Below are 16,497 nucleotides of genomic sequence, written 5' to 3' on the forward strand. Positions count from 1 at the left end.
AACTCAATCGTAGATGAAACCACTTTTGAACAATGCAAACAAAACATCATTAACGGCGAAACCACACTGCAAGAATTGTGTGATAGTGGTTTATATGAGTTCAGCAAAGAGCAGCATGAGGAATTGGAAAAGTTGGAAAGTCAGAAGGGGGAATAATCCCCCTTTCGGATAAAAATGGCATTACGCCCCTTTTTTGACTTTGAGTATCTCTGTCTGATATCTATTAAAAATAAAAGCTCGAAATGAAGGTGTAAGCAGATACGAATTAAACATAGGATGAAAGAACTTCACGCTAATAATCCCCTTAGAAACTAAACTTATAGCTTGATCTTTTTTTAATTCTAAGGGTGCGCCATCTTGGCTCACCAGTTTTTCGACAATCGCTAAGTCTTCCTGAGAAAGTGTTGCATAAATATTTTCCCACGCACGAAATGCTTTCCACCGTTTAAAACGTGGATAACAATAATTATCTATTGCTCTCACAAAAAGAAATACGCCACTAGAACACACAAATAAAAAGCCCCAATAAATTCCTATAGGTAATATTCTTGGTGCAAGGTAATAAGTAGCCATCTCATAAGGAATAGCGAACCATAGTAGACCAAACGTCAAGGTAAAGAGGAACATAGCAGTAAATGAAACCTTATCAATCAAGTGAATAACTATCTTGGAAACTGAATCCCACATACTGAAATCTCCTGTTCTGATGAATATAAATTGGACACTTACATTCTAGCACAGGATAGGGGGTTTCAGTATGTAGGATATTGACACCACCGCCCTTTCGGATTAAAAAAGGGCATTACGCCCCTTTTTGAGATTGTTTAAGTAATTCCACCGCTTGCTGAAGGACTTTACCTTTTGAGATACCAAGAGCGATTGCCAACTCATCAATATCTTGTGATACACTTTGAGGGATTTTAAACGCTTTCGTCACAATCCCACGTTTTGCCTCACTGCGGGCGTTAATTTCAGTTCTTGACAGAGCCATAATAATTCCTTATGATTTTGAAGAACTGGGGAGTTGCAGCTCCCCAGTAAGTTATCGGATTAGTAAACTGGCAAAGACCAGAGTAATAAAACGATAACTAGGATAATGTACTTCAACATTTTATTATCCTCTTCGTTGTAAGGTTTAAGCCTTACGCTCACTTTCAAGATTGCCCCTTGAAAGTGAGGTTATTATATTGTATGTTTACATACAAAACAAGAGAAATTTCAAGAAAGCCTACAAATTATTTGTGGGCTTTTTTATTTGACAAACCGCTCTAACTCGGATTAAGATAACCGCACTTACATACATAAACAGCGGTTTCCGCATCCGATATAATGCGTTTTTTTATGCCTAAAATTTAGGTGTAATTTGATCTATGATCGGGTCGAGAGAGCGATATACAATACATCTGAATAAGCTCCGCCGTCTGAAGCGGTAAGTTGAACCCCGATCAGCCCTGATAACTTAAAATCATCTCCTCGATGAGTGCAGTTTTAGATTTACCCGTTCGTTCACTTAATAGATTTAAATATTGGATCGTTTCTTCTTTCAACTTAAAACCAACCATACGTACTCCTCGTTTTTTATCAGAACGGTCTTGAATTTCTTTTTTTGTCATTGCCATATCAGCTTCCTGTTGATTTTTAAAATCTAAGTTGTTATATTAGGAGCCGTTGGGGGGAGTACCAGTCCCCCCGCAGGGTTATCCATTAACTAGTAAGCGTTTGAACTTACTACCAACAAGATAACTAGGATTGCGATTTTCCAGAACATAATCCTAGCTCCTTTTAAGACCGCTCACTACAAGGGCGGTTTCTTGTTCTAAAGCACCTTGCCTTAGATATGACTATTGTAGTTAAAACTATATTTAATTGCAAGTATTTTTTGTAGTTTTAAATATATTTTTTATTTGACAACCCCAACACTTTATACTACTATCCGCCCCAAGGTGTCGAAACCTTGGAACAGGCGGTAGTAAACGGATCGCCAAAGTGCGGTCTTTTTTTATGCCGAAATCTCGACTATGTCGGGAGGGTGAGGAATAAAAGACCTTCGGGGAATAACTCCAGCCTAACCTGTTTCAGGCTTTCGAACCTCCCGACGCCCAGTGTCGAAACTGGGTTAATTTTCGAAAACAGAAACAGGAAAAGTCAAAATGACAAATATCATCACAGCCGATTACAACGGCACTCAAGTTTTCTTCCAAGATGACGCATATCTCAACGCAACTGCTATTGCAAAACATTTCAATAAACTTCCTAATGAATGGCTACGTCTAGATAGCACTCAAGAATATATTGATTTACTTTGTAAAAATTTAAATACGGAAAAATCCCGTATTTTAAAAACAACTCGTGGAGTAAGTGGTGGCACTTGGCTACACCGCAGATTAGCTGTTCCATTTGCCCGTTGGCTAAATGTTGAATTTGCCATTTGGTGTGATGAGCAAATTGAAAAGATCTTAATTGATAAAAATCAACCAAAACAACTTGCTTTGCCTGAACCATCGAAAATGTATCAACGTGATTTAACCGAAAAAGAAATGCAAGATTTCTGTTGGGCGTGGTACGCATTGCGTAACTACATCGAACTCACGGATAAATTGCAAAAACAATTCGGTGGTTTCGGTGGTGATTATGCCCGAGCCATTCGCCAACTTAACGAACGCTACGGCAATCTTCCACAAGAGATGTTGCCGACATTGCAACGGATAACGACCGAATTTAATCAAGACATTACGCACGGCAACGGCTGGAACCGCATTATCTACAATGTGCGACACCCTAACGCCATCATCCGAAGTGGCGGATTAGTCCACTTATTCTAAAACTTAATTAAAACCGACCGCACTTTCCCCCGTGAAAACCGTGCGGCGGTTTCTTGCACCCAAAATTCAGCAAAAGGAAGAAAAAATGCTCAAGAAAGGTTTAAAAATTGTGCTTGCCGTGTTTGTGATTATCAGCGCATATCAACTGGATCTCACCCACGACTACGATGGGAAAATTTCTCACATTCAACAATAAGGAATAACTATGTACCAATTCAAAGCCCGATGTTCAGGTCTTGCCGACTTTATGCCACAGAAGAGAGGCGGAGAAGGACTTTCCGACACCGCCAAAAGTGCGGTCAGAAAGATCGCTAAATTCGATCTGTTCGGTTATCAAGATTTTGAAGGCAACAAATACACCGAAAAAGGCAATTTACTGGAAGAACAAGCCATTAAATTAAGCGGCAGAAAACGAGGCTTGCCCCTCAAGAAAAACACTGAACGCCGAGAGAATGAATGGATCACGGGAGAGTGTGATATTTACGTTCCCTCTCGCAAGCTCATTATTGATACAAAATGCTCGTGGGATATTGGCTCACACCCATTTTTTACCGATGAAGCGGCAGACAAAGCGAAAAAAGCCGGTTATGACATTCAAATGCAAGGCTATATGTGGCTATGGGATTGTGAAGAAGCACAAATTGATTTTGTCCTCTTCCCTACCCCTTACGAAATGTTAAGCAGCTATGATAGCCCCGAACGCTACATTGATTTAGTCGAACAAATCCCGCAAGACAAACGCATTACAACGGTTGTGGTAAAACGTGATAATGCCCTCATCGACAAAATCAAAGATCGTGTTGATGCCGCCAAAATTTATTATCAAGCGTGCATTGAACAATATTCAGCTTAACCGCCCACCTCACCATGGGCTTTTTATAGGTAAACAAAATGAACGAAATCTATATCAGCATTGCCTATTCGTTTTTCGATGAATTGTTTGGTAAATATGTTTATGACAATTTCAACGCCAATTCAGCGGACGAACGACTGAGAGCCATTGAACAAGTCAAAAAATACTGGTTACTTTTAGATAGCGAAATGCGTGAGTTTATTGTTAAAGAAGCAACCAAGCAAGCCCGTTATTATCACGAATTTAAAGGCTTGTTGGCTTGGATTGACGAAAATCGAAATAAAAGACAAGAAACACCTCAACCGCTTAATGCGTTTGTTGAGTTGCCGGTTGTTGATACAAGCCGCAATTAACCGAACCGCTCTTATGCACAGTTTCATTTTATAAAAGCCCTGTTATTACAGGGCTAAATTTTAAGCAACAGTCAAGTCTTTAACTTCTGTTTGTTCATTTACAGTTTTAATAACGCCAATGGCGTGTTGGCAACTTTGCTTTGTTGTATAGCCTTCACCACTTGTCGCTATAGATTGGTGATTACCTGCTTTCAATCTCCAGCGAAATTCACCTTTCGCATCTTTATAAATTTCAAAATACATAGGAGCTCCTTATGCACCAAATGAAAGAATATACCTTTACTTATCATTTTGAGGGTCAAACTTGGGTTATCAATATCTTTGCCGATACGCCAAAGCAAGCCAAAGAAAAAATAAAGGCAGTTTCCCAAGCAACCTACGAAGGCGAAATTACGCAATCAATTCACATTCCGGTAAAAGATACCTCGTGGTTAGCAAAGGCGATCAAAAGAATAGCACAGCGATTTTCATCTTCAACAAAATCATTTTAATTTTGAGGCATATCTCACATTTTAATAAGTGGTTTTGCTTTTGAAAAATTTGACACCGCCTCACTTCGAATGAAGAAAAGCCACCTACATTTGAACTGGAATATCGATTAGCTTCCCCCATTTAAACGGAAAATATTCCGATTTAAAATGTAACCTAATTGAGTAAAATGACCTATTATACGTTTTTAAATTAACATAAAATTCTAAAAATACTTTATTTTCTATTGATTGATGAATAGATGGAATAACCAAATTTATATTTGATAGATCAATTTCACTCTGAAGCTCAATTTTTCCACGACCTAAATAATCTGTACCGTCCCACGCCTTAAATAAAGGAAGGTCAGATTCAATCCGTTCTAATTGATACGCAAAAGAAGTTCGCTTTGGATAAATGGTTATTCCCTTAATATGAGACGTATTTAAAATACCTCGAGAATGGAAATGAGGAAAAGGCATTCTCTTTCTTAAGATATTTTGTAACCACATCCAACGCCTAGAACACCCAACACTGCACAAATCGCTGTGATAGCGTTTGCATCAAACATAGCAATCTCCTTGTTGCGAAAATAATGATTAAGCACCTTTATTCTAGCACTGGGAGATTGCTTTTTAATAGGAGAAACGAATGTACAATTGGATATATATCCTAATAGGCATAGCGATTTGCTGTGTCGGTTTAATTGCATTTACTATCGGTATTTCATTTATATTCGGTAAAATCTAATTTGACACCCACCGCCCTTTCGGATTAAGATAACCGCACTACTATACAAAGTCGGTTTTCTCGCTCCGATATAAAGCGGTTTTTTTATGCCTAAAATTTAGTGGCATATTTGATCTATGATCGGGTCTAGAGAGCCTAATATAATACCTTCGGGAAATAAGCTCCGCCGACTTTGTACGGTAGTTGAAGCCCGATCACCCCTACTAAGGTTGATCGAATATTAACTAAATTACAAAGGGGCATAAAATGTCAAATATCAATTCCTTTAGAAGTCTATCCATCGACACGATAGATGAAATCAACAAACTCACCGAACAAGCCAAATCACTTATCCAAATTGTTTTGAATGATGGAAACGATCTTTCATCAGGCTTTTTATCATCTCAACAAGTTATTACCGGCACGTTATGGACTGCGTTAGATCTTGTCTCTCAAATCGATAATCACATTTCAACCGCCAAATAATAGGAATTTTTATTATGAACAAATTAATCACATTAAATAATGAAACTTTGACAATGAGTAGTCGTGAAATTGCGGAGCTTGTAGAAAGCCGTCATGACAAAGTGAAACAATCTATTGAACGCCTTGTAGATAAAGGAATTATCGTACAACCCCCAATGGGGGATGTACAATTTCAGGACAGCCTAGGTCGCCCTCGTTCTGAAAAAGTTTACCTACTAATTAAGCGTGATACTTACATTGTAGTCGCTCAACTTTGTCCTGAATTTACAGCAAGACTAGTTGATCGTTGGCAAGAATTAGAAAATCAACAAAAACCAACCGCACTTTTACCTGATTTTAGCAACCCTGCGGAAGCGGCAAGAGCTTGGGCTGTTGAGTATGAACAAAAACAAATTGCGATTGCTCAGGTTAAAGAAATGCAACCTACGGTGGCAGCCTTTGATCGCATAGCCACTCAAGCGGAAGGATCGATGTGTACAACCGATGCAGCAAAACATTTAGGTGTAAAGCCTAAATTTCTATTTGATTTCTTATCATCACAAAAATGGATCTACAAACGACCAGGAAACTCAAATTGGATTGCTTACCAAGATAAATTACAACAGCTATTACTCGAACATAAGATCCACATTACAACACGAGAAGATGGTACAGAAAAGGTCTGCGAACGTGTATTAATCACAGCAAAAGGATTAACAAAACTAGCCAAAATGCTTGAATTAAAACAGGCAGCATAAAACTTAAAACAAGCCTAGCGAAAGCTAGGTTTTTTATTGGAGGAAATATGGAGCAAATTAAACTTTCCTCAAAAGCTGAGGAAGAAATTGTTAATGCAGCAAAAATGGCTGCGTTATCCAACCTAACTGAAAAAAGCCAAAACCTAATTACGCTTGAGGATATAGCTATCTATATGAGACGACATTATCAGACTGTCGCAAAAACAATCTCAAAATTACCTAACTTTCCGAAGCCGGTCACATTAGATCCGCAAAAAAACTCTCGCCCTCTGTATATAGCGGGCGAAATTGTCCGTTGGTGTCGCATTAACGCTAAACGTCTTAATTAATCTAGCAATCCTGCCACCTCCGCCATATCTGGGGCATAATAGACATTTTGCAAAATCGAAATATCTTTATGTCCAGATATTTTGGCTAAAGTCATCACATCTACTTTTCTTGATAGCCTAGTCAATGCCTCTCTGCGGGTATCGTGGAAATGTAAATATTCACGCTCTGCAAGTTTTTTGAGTTTACGAAATGTTGCATCAAGTACACTGGACTTAATATCAAAACATAACCCATCATCCCCTACCTCACTTTTTAACCGCTCTAAAATAGCGATTGCGTTTTTCGTTAGCGGCACCGTTCTAGATGTGTCATTTTTTGTCATAGGCAAAAATGCAGTACGTTTCACCAAATCTACATTATCCCAACTAAGACTACAAATCTCCCCTGCCCTCATTGCAGTTTCAACAGCAAATAACATCGCTGCGGCTGTTCTCGCCTTTGCCGTTTTTAGCGTATCAACATATCCGCTGACCATCACAATAGCGGCAATATCTTCTTCCGTTACTCGTTGAGTACGTGGTTTTCCTTTTTCCGGTAATTGTACGCCGATCATTGGGCTTTTTTGTATGTAGCCCCACCGTTCAAGAGCGATTTTAAATATATGCCCTATCGTAGATAATTCACGGCGCACACTTTCGCTCTTCACTTCCCCCAGCCTTTCCTCAATCCAATTTTCAACATCTTTACGGGTTACATCAGAGATGTATTTATCAGTTATTGGATGTCGTAAAAACCTATTTAACCGATTAAACTCGTGTTTTTCGCCTCGCTTTGTTGGAGTAATTTCATTGAGATACCGCTTAATCACATCGGAAAATAGCGTATCTGGCTGTAATCCTTGTGCTTGCAACTCCATTTTCTTTTCTTCTTCTGCTCCCCACAATGTGGCTTCAGCTTTTGTTGCACAAGTTTTTGATTTGCGGACACCATTTTTATAGATTTCCACCCGCCATTTATCACCACGCTTGCGAATTGTTGACATTTTTGCTCCTATTTTTTGCTAAGGTACGTCAAAATTGCATGTTACATTGGCGTAATTTTGGCGTAATCGACACACAAAAATATATAAAAATACTTAAAAAAGAGCAATATCTAAGAAAGGAGATGAGTAATAGTTGGCAATAGAACAGCTTATAACTTATTGAGTTTTCTATAAAAAAACAAATAAAAGAAAACCCTTGATTGATTATCAAGGGTTTATATATGGTGCCTAGGGTCGGACTCGAACCGACACGGTTATTCACCGGCGGATTTTGAATCCGCTGCGTCTACCAATTTCGCCACCCAGGCAATGAATGTGGGGAATTATACGGATATAAAATATAGTCGCAAGTAAAAACTCTACTTTTTAAAACCATTTGATTTAAAATTAATCAAACTTATCCTTTTACTGCTATTGATGGTATTTTTAAGACAAAAAATATCGCCAAACAAATACGCCTCCCAGAACACATAATGTCACCAAAATTTGAACCAACTTTTTCTTTGTTAATTTTTCTGCTGCCATCTTCTGAAAATCCCTATTTAGTGTTAAAATCTTTGAGCTAGATCAATTTTACACTATTATTTTAAAAAATCTGAGGGTTAAATGAAAAATTTCATTTCGGAAGCTAAGGTAGGATGTCGGACTCAACCAATAGGTGGGGCTATTCATTGCCAAGATTGTAGTATTAGCCAACTTTGTATTCCTTTCACATTAAATGAACATGAACTTGATCAATTAGATAACATTATAGAACGCAAAAAACCTATTCAGAAATCACAAATATTATTTAAAGCTGGCGACAAACTGAATTCCATTTATGCTATCCGCTCCGGCACGATTAAAAGCTATACGGTCAGTGAAACGGGTGAAGAGCAAGTTACTTCTTTTCATTTACCGGGCGATGTCGTGGGTTTTGATGCAATTACTAATATGAAGCATCCTAGTTTTGCGCAGGCCTTAGAAACATCTATGGTATGCGAGATTCCTTTTGATATTTTAGACGAACTTTCAGGAAAAATGCCCAAACTTCGTCATCAGATAGTCCGTTTAATGAGTAGTGAAATCAAAAGGGATCAAGAAATGATTTTATTACTTTCTAAAATGAATGCCGAAGAACGTCTTGCCGCATTTATCCATAATCTTTCCAGACGCTACTCTCTCCGTGGTTTCTCGGCAAAGGAATTTCGTTTAACTATGACACGTGGTGATATTGGTAATTACCTTGGCTTAACGGTTGAAACCATCAGCCGTCTCTTAGGTCGATTCCAGAAATTAGGTGTACTTTCTGTACAGGGAAAATATATTATCATAAATAATATCAATGAGTTAATTGAGCTTTCGGGTATAAATAAAACAAAAATTACAATGACTGGATGAGAGTTGAGCGTAATTTTCTCTCTTTATTAATATGTGCTGGATCAGTTTTTTTGGGAACTTTTCTTGTCATATCATAAATTCTTTTTTATGCTATATGCATAACCAAGGAGATTGTCATGAAATTTAAAAATATCCTAGTTGTTCTTAACCCTGATAATGAAAAACAGTATGCTCTAGCTCGTGCGGTTCGGTTGGTAAAAGAGCAAGAAAGTATTGAAAAAGTCAAAATCACAACATTATTAACCGTTTACGATTTATCTTATGAAATGACAGCCTTACTGTCTTCTGATGAACGTGAGGAAATGCACAAAACAGCGATTGAACAACATCGTCAAGCTGTTCAATTTTATCTAGACAAATACGCAGATCCACAAATTGAATTTGAATCTCATATTGTTTGGAACAGTAACGAAGCGGAAGGTATTCGTGAAGAAGTTGAAAAAAACCAATATGATTTAGTTGTAAAATATACCAAAGATGAGGAAAGTTTAACTTCTCTTATTTTTACTCCGGTAGATTGGCAGTTATTACGCAAATGCCCGATTCCTGTACTTATGGTTCGTGATGGTAATTGGAAGCATCAACGCCGAATTCTCATTGCCGTAAACGTATCCGGTGAACAGGATTATCAAGATAAATTTAATCAGGAACTTGTCGAAACCGGCATTTCTCTCGCGGAAAGACTAAACCGTGGTAATGTTCATCTTGTTGCAGCCTACCCTGTCACTCCAATTAATATGGCAATTGATTTGCCTGAATTTAATACACTGGGCTATGAAAATAGCATTCGTGGACAACATTTAATTAATATGAAAACCTTACGTCAAAAATTCGGTATTGATGAAGATCATACACATGTGTATGAAGGTTTCCCTGAAGATGTTATCCCTGAAGTAGCACAAAAAATTGAAGCTGAACTGGTCATTCTCGGTACTGTTGGTCGCACGGGTTTATCTGCTGCATTGCTTGGTAATACTGCAGAACATGTTATCAGCAAATTAAATTGCAATTTACTTGCGATTAAACCCTCCAAAAAAGAAGCCTAATTACAAAAAAGTGCGGTCATTTAAAATGTTATTTTTTCTGACCGCACTTTTTTTGTGATCTATTTCACAAATTTAAAAAAAATTACTCGATCATCTTTCACTTTTCCTCTATATTCCCCACCCCATTTTTAAGAATCATTTTCATTTACAAGGAGAAAAATAATGAAAAAAAATCTGATCCTAGGGCTAGCCTTTTTTGTCGGTAGTGTACAAGCGCACGAGGTTTGGGTATCCGCACCAGAACGATTAAAAGCAGAAAATATTTTAAAAGCAGAGCTTGCTTATGGAGACTACCCTTATGTTGAAAAAATTCCTGATGCCCGCTTACATATTTTTGCACCAATGGAAATCATCAACCAAAATGGTGAACATCAACCCTTGATCCAAAAAGGTGAAAATTATCAATATCAATCTGAAAAACCTTTAAAATCAGGTTCTTATTGGGTTACCGCAACCTACAAACCGACTTTTTGGTCACAAAATGCTGAAGGCTGGAAGATGGATAATATGAAAGCGACACCAAATGCGACTTACTGCGAACAAACTCAAATGTTTGGCAAAAGCCTTTTGACTGTGGGAAATCAACCTTTAAATGCAGAAATGGCCATGACCCGTATAGGATTACCTCTTGAAATCGTTCCATTGAAAGATCCAAGTCAAGTAAAATCAGGCGAAGCCTTCCCTGTTCAAATTTTCTATAATGAAATGCCATTAGCGGGAGAAACAGTGATTGCAACGGCAGATACGGTCATAGTAAAAGATTTAGAAGCTGCAACGGGTCATCGTGAACCCCAAGGTTTTTCCGGTAAAACAGATAGCCAAGGACGAGTTAATATCATTCCGTTAATTGACGGTATTTGGAAAATTAAAGTCGTTCATAAAAAGCCATTTGCCGATCAAAATATTTGCCAACAATCGGCAAATTATTCAACCTTAATTCTTCCTGTAGGAAAAGGTTTGGATAAACTCCCAGCAAAACCGGAACATCATCATTAAAAGCAAAAAGTGCGGTTAAAATTAACCGCACTTTTTCTTTTCTATTTTTTCCTTTCAACCCATTTTCCATCAACAAAATCAACAATCCATTTTGTTGCTTTACCCTCTTTTTCAGAAGTTACATATTGCTTCTTCTCTTTACGGCTAAAACGAATAATGGCTTCATTACCCTCCGGATCTTTTTGTGGTGCATCAGCAAGATAAGCCAATTTTTCCGGCAGACGCTCACGATATAATGCCAATTCAGCTACTTTTGCCGGACGTGTTTCACGTGATTTAGGAAAATTATGGGCAGACATAAATACACCACTTGCACCATCACGTAGAACAAAATAAGCATCAGATTTTTCACATTTCAATTCAGGGAAATGTACCGGCTCTTCTTTTGGTGGGGCAACTTCTCCATTTTTCAAAATTTTGCGAGTGTTATCACATTTTGTACAAGCCATATATTTACCGAAACGACCTAATTTTAGGTGCATATCCGCACCACATTTGTCACATTCAACAATTGGTCCGTCATAGCCTTTAATTTTAAAAGAACCTTCTTCAATCAAATAGCCATCACAATTTGGATTGTTACCACAAATATGGATTTTACGATTTGCATCAATAACATAGCTGTCCATCGCAGTATCACATTTTGGACAACGTTTACGTTCCATCAATGCTTTTGTTTCAGAAGATTCATCTAATACGTTTAATAATTCCGCCTCAGGAATTAAATTAATCGTCGTTTTGCAGCGTTCTTTAGGCGGTAAAGCATAACCGGTACAACCTAAAAATACCCCAGTGCTTGCCGTACGAATAGCCATATTGCTGCCACAGGTTGGACACTTAATATCGGTTTCCACTAAGCTATTTGGACGCATACCGCCTTCCAATTCGTCTAACTCCGCTTTTGATAATTGATTGGAGAAATCTTTAAAAAATTGATTTAATTCTGTTTTCCAATTCGTAGAACCAGAGGCGATTTGATCAAGCACATTTTCCATATTTGCCGTAAAATCATAGTTCATTAAATCACCAAAAGATTCATTTAAGCGATCCGTAACTATTTCCCCCATTTTCTCGGCATAAAAACGACGACTTTCCGTTCTCACATACCCGCGCTCTTGAATAGTCGAAATAATTGTAGCATAGGTAGAAGGACGACCTATCCCACGTTTTTCCAACTCTTTTACTAACGCTGCCTCAGTAAAACGCGCCGGAGGTTTAGTAAAATGTTGGCTTGGTTGTACTTCTTTTAGAGTTAATTTCTCTGAAACAGTAACTGAAGGCAATTCTTGATCTTCTGGATTTTTTCCCAGTTGTGGAAGTACTTTTGTCCAACCATCAAAACGTAAAATTCTTCCCTTGGCTTTCAAAGTATAGTCGCCCGCAGTAACGGTAAGCGTACTACTATCATATTGTGCAGGTGGCATTTGACAGGCTAAAAATTGACGCCAAATTAAATCGTAAAGACGAACCGCATCTTTTTCCATTCCTTCCAAATGTTCCGGCAAAATGGCTATATCGGAAGGGCGAATCGCCTCATGGGCTTCCTGTGCATTTTCCTTGCTCGAATAGAAATTGGGTTTTGCCGGCAAATATTGTACACCAAAGTGTTTTTCAATATGGTTGCGTGCCATATTAAGTGCATCCTGACTCAAATTTGTAGAGTCCGTACGCATATAGGTAATATAACCCGCCTCATAAAGACGCTGTGCTAACATCATGGTTTTCTTAACACCAAAGCTCAAGCGAGTGCTTGCGGTTTGCTGTAGAGTGGAAGTAATAAAAGGTGCGCGCGGACGTGAACTGGTTGGTTTGGTTTCTAAATTTGTGACAACGTAATCAGAAACGTTCAGAAAATCAACCGCACTTTGAGCATCCTTCTTATTCTTGGGATCAAATTTCTTTCCTTTATAATCAGTAACATCCAACCTAATATTTTCTTTACCTAAAGTTTGGGTGAGAACGCCCACTTCCCAATATTCTTCCGGTTGAAATGCCTTAATTTCACGCTCACGTTCCACTAATAATTTGACTGCAACAGATTGCACACGTCCTGCGGATAAACCTCGTGCAACTTTTTTCCAGAGTAGCGGCGATACCATAAAACCCACCACACGGTCTAAGAAACGGCGTGTTTGTTGAGCATTCACCCGATCCATATTCAATTGTTCAGGTTTTTCAAAAGCTTGTTTAATCGCATTTTTAGTGATTTCATTAAATACTACACGGCTAAAACGGTCATCATCACCGCCAATCACTTCTCGTAAATGCCAGGCGATAGCCTCTCCTTCCCTATCCAAATCGGTGGCAAGATAAACATGATCAGTTTTCTTTGCCAGCGATTTTAATTCTGCTACTACTTTTTCTTTTCCCGGAAGGATTTGATAATTGGCTTTCCAATCGTGATAGGGATCAATCCCCATGCGTTTAACTAAAGCGCTACGTTCTTTTTCTGCTTTAATTTTCGCTTTTTCTTCGGCACTCATCCCTTTGGTTGAAATTGGCTTAGCTTTCTCGCCCGTACTTGTTCCCACTGTCGGTAAATCCCGAATGTGCCCCACACTGGATTTCACCACATATTGGCTGCCTAAATATTTATTAATGGTTTTTGCTTTTGCCGGTGACTCGACAATCACCAAAGATTTACTCATTTGATTACCTAATTGACTGGAATTTTGTAAAATTGGCGGTATAGTGCAAAGTTACGTAATCAAAATCAAGTATTTTTTGAAAAAAAGGAACATAAATGGACAAACTCAATGCGATTTCCATTTTTTGTAAGGTTGTTGAAACCCAGAGTTTTACTCAAGCGGCATTACAACAAAATATTTCTGTCGCGATGGCAAGTAAATTGGTTTCTCAACTGGAAGAACATCTAAAAACTCGTTTGTTACAACGTACCACAAGAAAAATTATGCCAACTGAAGCCGGTATGATGTATTACCAACGTTGCCAAGGTATTTTACTTGATTTAGATGAAGCTGATGCCAGTATCAGCAACATGACAACAAGTCTGCAAGGGAATCTTCTTATCTCCGTACCGCGTGATTTTGGCTTATTATTTATCTCCCCTAACTTACCTATGTTTATTGCGGCACATCCTAATTTACATATTGAAGTAGAATTTAATGATAAAAAAATAGATCTACTTGCTGAAGGCTACGACCTTGCTTTACGCATTGGCTATATGCAAGATAGTTCTTTAGTTGCACGTAAAATTAGCACATCCACCATTCACTTTGCCGCTTCTCCCCGTTATCTTGAGCGATATGGTATTCCTCAAACACCGGATGATCTCGAACACCATGAAGGATTACTCTATAAAAGCACATTAAATCAAGTGAACTGGCAAGGCGTACGACCAAATCAAATACAACGCTTTAAAATCAAATCAAAAGTTGTAAGCAATAATGGCTTAGCACTATTAGATATGGCGAAATCAGGGCTTGGCATTGTCAATTTACCCCGTTTTATTCTAGGCGATGCTTTTGAAACCGGAGAGTTAGTGGAAATTTTACCGGAGTACAAACAACAAGAATTGGAAATTTATATCGTCTATCCAAACCGCCGACATTTGCCTGCAAAAGTACGGGCTTTTATTGAGTTTTTGGCTAGTTTAGGGTTGTGTTCTGAAGTTTAATTTTTGGCGAATCAACTTAAGTGCGGTCAAATTTTTGAATATTTTCATTGAAAAAATAACATCAAAATTCACCGCACTTTTTATGCTTTTCTTCCTTCCCGGATAAAAAAGATAATTACACCTCCAGCAAAATCAAAATTGCCGCTTCTCCCCCCCATTCTCTTGGAGCTTGATGTAATGCCCTCACGTTGGGATGTTGAACAAGCCAGCGGGGTATTTGTTTTTTTAAGGTGAAAGTGCCGTAGCCTGTCATAATACTGGCGCAATATACTCTCTCACTTTCACAGGCAAGCAATAAAGCAGCTAATTCCATTTTTGCCTGTTCACGGGTTAAACCGTGTAAATCTAAAAATAATTCGGGGGAAAAATCCCCTCGGCGTAATTGTTTAAGTAAATGAGAATCCTCACCTTCCCGAAGATATTTTACGACCCCATCGTTTTCATTCAGTAACGGTTCATATTCATCAGAAAAATAGAATAATGTATCTTCTTTTTCACGAATATCACGTAAATGGGATTTTTTTTGACCGCTCTTTTGGCGTGGTGCTACAAACGTATCTTGTTTGATAGGTTTAATACCTTTCGTTTCTGCACGAAACAACTCAAATTCGTCTTGCATTTTTCTTCACTCAATTCAAATTTTGCTTATCATATCATAGTTATCAACGGTCTTATGTGGTATAACTAGGCAAATTTTTTCACTAGGAAAATATGATGGAAATTACATACAATCAAGAATTGATCGCAACAATTTTAGAAGATAACGTTGCCCATGAACTTCATACTATTCAAGATTTTCTCCGTTGGACATATAGCATATTTAATCGTTCTGATATCTACTATGGTCAAGGTTATGATAATGCTTGGGATGAAAGCCTTCAACTTGTGCTTGCCGGTTTACAATTACCTATTGATCTACCGACCGAATTATTCCACAGTCGTTTAACTCCCTCAGAAAAAGAAAGCCTCGTCCAACTGGTTTTAACCCGTATAGAACAACGTGTACCGGTTGCCTACCTAACAAATAGTGCGTGGTTTTGTGGCCATGAATTTTATGTAGATGAACGCACGATTATTCCACGTTCCCCTATTAGCGCACTCATTCAGGATCGCTTTGAAGGCTTAATGAAACAAACACCACAACATATTCTTGATCTTTGTACCGGCAGCGGCTGTATTGCGATTGCTTGCGCCTATGCTTTCCCTGAGACTGAAGTCGATGCTGTGGATTTGTCCGCTGATGCCTTAAATGTTGCAGAAATCAATATTACCCGTCACCAATTGGAACACCGTGTCTTCCCCATTCAATCAAATCTATTTGAGAATATTCTTGGTCAAAAATACGATCTTATTGTGACAAATCCACCTTATGTAGATGAAGACGATCTTGCTGATATGCCGGAAGAATTTCACTTTGAACCTGAACTCGCTTTGGGCTCAGGTAAAGACGGCTTGGACATCACTAAACAAATTCTAAGAGAAGCACCTGATTATTTAACGGAAAACGGCATATTGATTTGTGAGGTGGGAAATAGCATGGTAAGCCTAATTGAACAATATCCTGATGTGCCATTTAAATGGGTTGATCTTAAAAATGGTGGGCTGGGTGTTTTTGCGATTAATCGAGAAGATTTAGTGAGATATCACAATATTTTTTGATAAAAGTGCGGTCGTTTTT

General features: G+C 38.2%; 20 protein-coding genes, 1 tRNA gene and 1 pseudogene. 13 read left to right on the top strand and 9 right to left on the bottom strand.

What is annotated here, in order from left to right:
* Positions 1–156 (top strand): annotated as a pseudogene (locus tag BKK47_RS12705) (recombinase RecT); the annotation flags it as partial.
* A gap of 24 nt (positions 157–180) precedes the next feature.
* Here BKK47_RS12705 and BKK47_RS05490 read toward each other — a convergent pair.
* The 3 genes from BKK47_RS05490 to BKK47_RS05500 all read right to left on the bottom strand — a co-directional run bounded on the left by BKK47_RS05490 (position 181) and on the right by BKK47_RS05500 (position 1,619).
* On the bottom strand, positions 181–687 hold the full coding sequence (locus BKK47_RS05490; RefSeq protein ID WP_077493899.1) for a PH domain-containing protein: 507 nt from the start codon (positions 685–687) through the stop codon (positions 181–183).
* Between the two features lie 115 nt (positions 688–802).
* A complete protein-coding gene (locus BKK47_RS05495; RefSeq protein ID WP_077493900.1) occupies positions 803–991 on the bottom strand; it encodes a ribbon-helix-helix protein, CopG family in 189 nt (62 codons plus the stop codon).
* A gap of 454 nt (positions 992–1,445) precedes the next feature.
* Complete coding sequence (locus tag BKK47_RS05500; protein WP_077493901.1) at positions 1,446–1,619, bottom strand: ribbon-helix-helix protein, CopG family; 174 nt, start codon at positions 1,617–1,619, stop codon at positions 1,446–1,448.
* Between the two features lie 531 nt (positions 1,620–2,150).
* On the opposite strand from BKK47_RS05500, the gene BKK47_RS05505 reads away from it, so the two are divergent.
* The 3 genes from BKK47_RS05505 to BKK47_RS05515 all read left to right on the top strand — a co-directional run bounded on the left by BKK47_RS05505 (position 2,151) and on the right by BKK47_RS05515 (position 4,028).
* The gene (locus tag BKK47_RS05505; RefSeq protein ID WP_077493902.1) at positions 2,151–2,822 is read left to right on the top strand and encodes a KilA-N domain-containing protein; all 672 of its coding nucleotides are present in this window, start codon (positions 2,151–2,153) and stop codon (positions 2,820–2,822) included.
* 205 nt (positions 2,823–3,027) lie between these two features.
* A complete protein-coding gene (locus tag BKK47_RS05510; protein ID WP_077493903.1) occupies positions 3,028–3,675 on the top strand; it encodes a translocation protein TolB precursor in 648 nt (215 codons plus the stop codon).
* Between the two features lie 38 nt (positions 3,676–3,713).
* On the top strand, positions 3,714–4,028 hold the full coding sequence (locus tag BKK47_RS05515; RefSeq protein ID WP_077493904.1) for a hypothetical protein: 315 nt from the start codon (positions 3,714–3,716) through the stop codon (positions 4,026–4,028).
* 60 nt (positions 4,029–4,088) lie between these two features.
* Here BKK47_RS05515 and BKK47_RS05520 read toward each other — a convergent pair whose 3' ends face one another.
* Entirely contained in the window at positions 4,089–4,271 is a 183-nt protein-coding gene (locus tag BKK47_RS05520; RefSeq protein ID WP_018356020.1) for a YegP family protein, read from the bottom strand.
* A gap of 11 nt (positions 4,272–4,282) precedes the next feature.
* On the opposite strand from BKK47_RS05520, the gene BKK47_RS05525 reads away from it, so the two are divergent.
* Positions 4,283–4,519, top strand: coding sequence for a hypothetical protein (locus tag BKK47_RS05525; RefSeq protein WP_059366179.1), 237 nt, complete (start codon positions 4,283–4,285; stop codon positions 4,517–4,519).
* Between the two features lie 84 nt (positions 4,520–4,603).
* On the opposite strand, the gene BKK47_RS05530 is transcribed toward BKK47_RS05525, so the two are convergent.
* Complete coding sequence (locus tag BKK47_RS05530; RefSeq protein WP_143529592.1) at positions 4,604–5,008, bottom strand: hypothetical protein; 405 nt, start codon at positions 5,006–5,008, stop codon at positions 4,604–4,606.
* Positions 5,009–5,492: 484 nt separating this feature from the next.
* Between BKK47_RS05530 and BKK47_RS05535 the strand changes: the two genes are divergently transcribed.
* Genes BKK47_RS05535 through BKK47_RS05545 form a run of 3 tightly spaced genes read left to right on the top strand, consistent with a single transcriptional unit; the run spans position 5,493 to position 6,777 of the window.
* The gene (locus BKK47_RS05535) at positions 5,493–5,711 is read left to right on the top strand and encodes a hypothetical protein (RefSeq protein WP_077493906.1); all 219 of its coding nucleotides are present in this window, start codon (positions 5,493–5,495) and stop codon (positions 5,709–5,711) included.
* A 14-nt stretch (positions 5,712–5,725) separates the two neighbouring features.
* The gene (locus tag BKK47_RS05540; protein WP_077493907.1) at positions 5,726–6,448 is read left to right on the top strand and encodes a phage antirepressor KilAC domain-containing protein; all 723 of its coding nucleotides are present in this window, start codon (positions 5,726–5,728) and stop codon (positions 6,446–6,448) included.
* Between the two features lie 47 nt (positions 6,449–6,495).
* Positions 6,496–6,777: a hypothetical protein gene (locus BKK47_RS05545; RefSeq protein ID WP_077493908.1), complete on the top strand. Its 282-nt coding sequence runs from the start codon at positions 6,496–6,498 to the stop codon at positions 6,775–6,777.
* Here BKK47_RS05545 and BKK47_RS05550 read toward each other — a convergent pair.
* Positions 6,774–7,760, bottom strand: a complete 987-nt coding sequence (locus BKK47_RS05550; RefSeq protein ID WP_162273577.1) for a tyrosine-type recombinase/integrase — start codon at positions 7,758–7,760, stop codon at positions 6,774–6,776. The genes BKK47_RS05545 and BKK47_RS05550 overlap by 4 nt on opposite strands.
* A 222-nt stretch (positions 7,761–7,982) precedes the next feature.
* A tRNA-Leu gene (locus BKK47_RS05555) sits at positions 7,983–8,068 on the bottom strand.
* A gap of 298 nt (positions 8,069–8,366) precedes the next feature.
* Between BKK47_RS05555 and BKK47_RS05560 the strand changes: the two genes are divergently transcribed.
* The 3 genes from BKK47_RS05560 (at position 8,367) to BKK47_RS05570 (ending at position 11,182) form a co-directional block, all read left to right on the top strand.
* Positions 8,367–9,140, top strand: a complete 774-nt coding sequence (locus tag BKK47_RS05560; protein ID WP_077493909.1) for an FNR family transcription factor — start codon at positions 8,367–8,369, stop codon at positions 9,138–9,140.
* Between the two features lie 116 nt (positions 9,141–9,256).
* Entirely contained in the window at positions 9,257–10,186 is a 930-nt protein-coding gene (gene uspE / locus BKK47_RS05565) for a universal stress protein UspE (protein ID WP_077493910.1), read from the top strand.
* A gap of 162 nt (positions 10,187–10,348) precedes the next feature.
* Positions 10,349–11,182 (top strand): DUF4198 domain-containing protein, encoded by an 834-nt coding sequence (locus BKK47_RS05570; protein WP_077493911.1) that lies wholly within the window; start codon positions 10,349–10,351, stop codon positions 11,180–11,182.
* A 41-nt stretch (positions 11,183–11,223) separates the two neighbouring features.
* Here BKK47_RS05570 and topA read toward each other — a convergent pair whose 3' ends face one another.
* Positions 11,224–13,830, bottom strand: a complete 2,607-nt coding sequence (gene topA / locus BKK47_RS05575) for a type I DNA topoisomerase (protein ID WP_077493912.1) — start codon at positions 13,828–13,830, stop codon at positions 11,224–11,226.
* A gap of 95 nt (positions 13,831–13,925) precedes the next feature.
* Here topA and BKK47_RS05580 point away from each other — a divergent pair, with 95 nt between their 5' ends.
* Complete coding sequence (locus BKK47_RS05580) at positions 13,926–14,819, top strand: LysR family transcriptional regulator (RefSeq protein WP_077493913.1); 894 nt, start codon at positions 13,926–13,928, stop codon at positions 14,817–14,819.
* A 115-nt stretch (positions 14,820–14,934) separates the two neighbouring features.
* Here BKK47_RS05580 and smrB read toward each other — a convergent pair whose 3' ends face one another.
* Entirely contained in the window at positions 14,935–15,438 is a 504-nt protein-coding gene (gene smrB, locus BKK47_RS05585) for an endonuclease SmrB (protein ID WP_077493914.1), read from the bottom strand.
* Positions 15,439–15,533: 95 nt separating this feature from the next.
* On the opposite strand from smrB, the gene prmB reads away from it, so the two are divergent.
* A complete protein-coding gene (gene prmB / locus BKK47_RS05590; protein WP_077493915.1) occupies positions 15,534–16,478 on the top strand; it encodes a 50S ribosomal protein L3 N(5)-glutamine methyltransferase in 945 nt (314 codons plus the stop codon).
* Positions 16,479–16,497: the final 19 nt, after the last annotated feature.

The organism is Rodentibacter mrazii, assembly GCF_001998825.1.
In the GTDB taxonomy this organism is placed as follows: Bacteria; Pseudomonadota; Gammaproteobacteria; order Enterobacterales; family Pasteurellaceae; genus Rodentibacter; species Rodentibacter mrazii.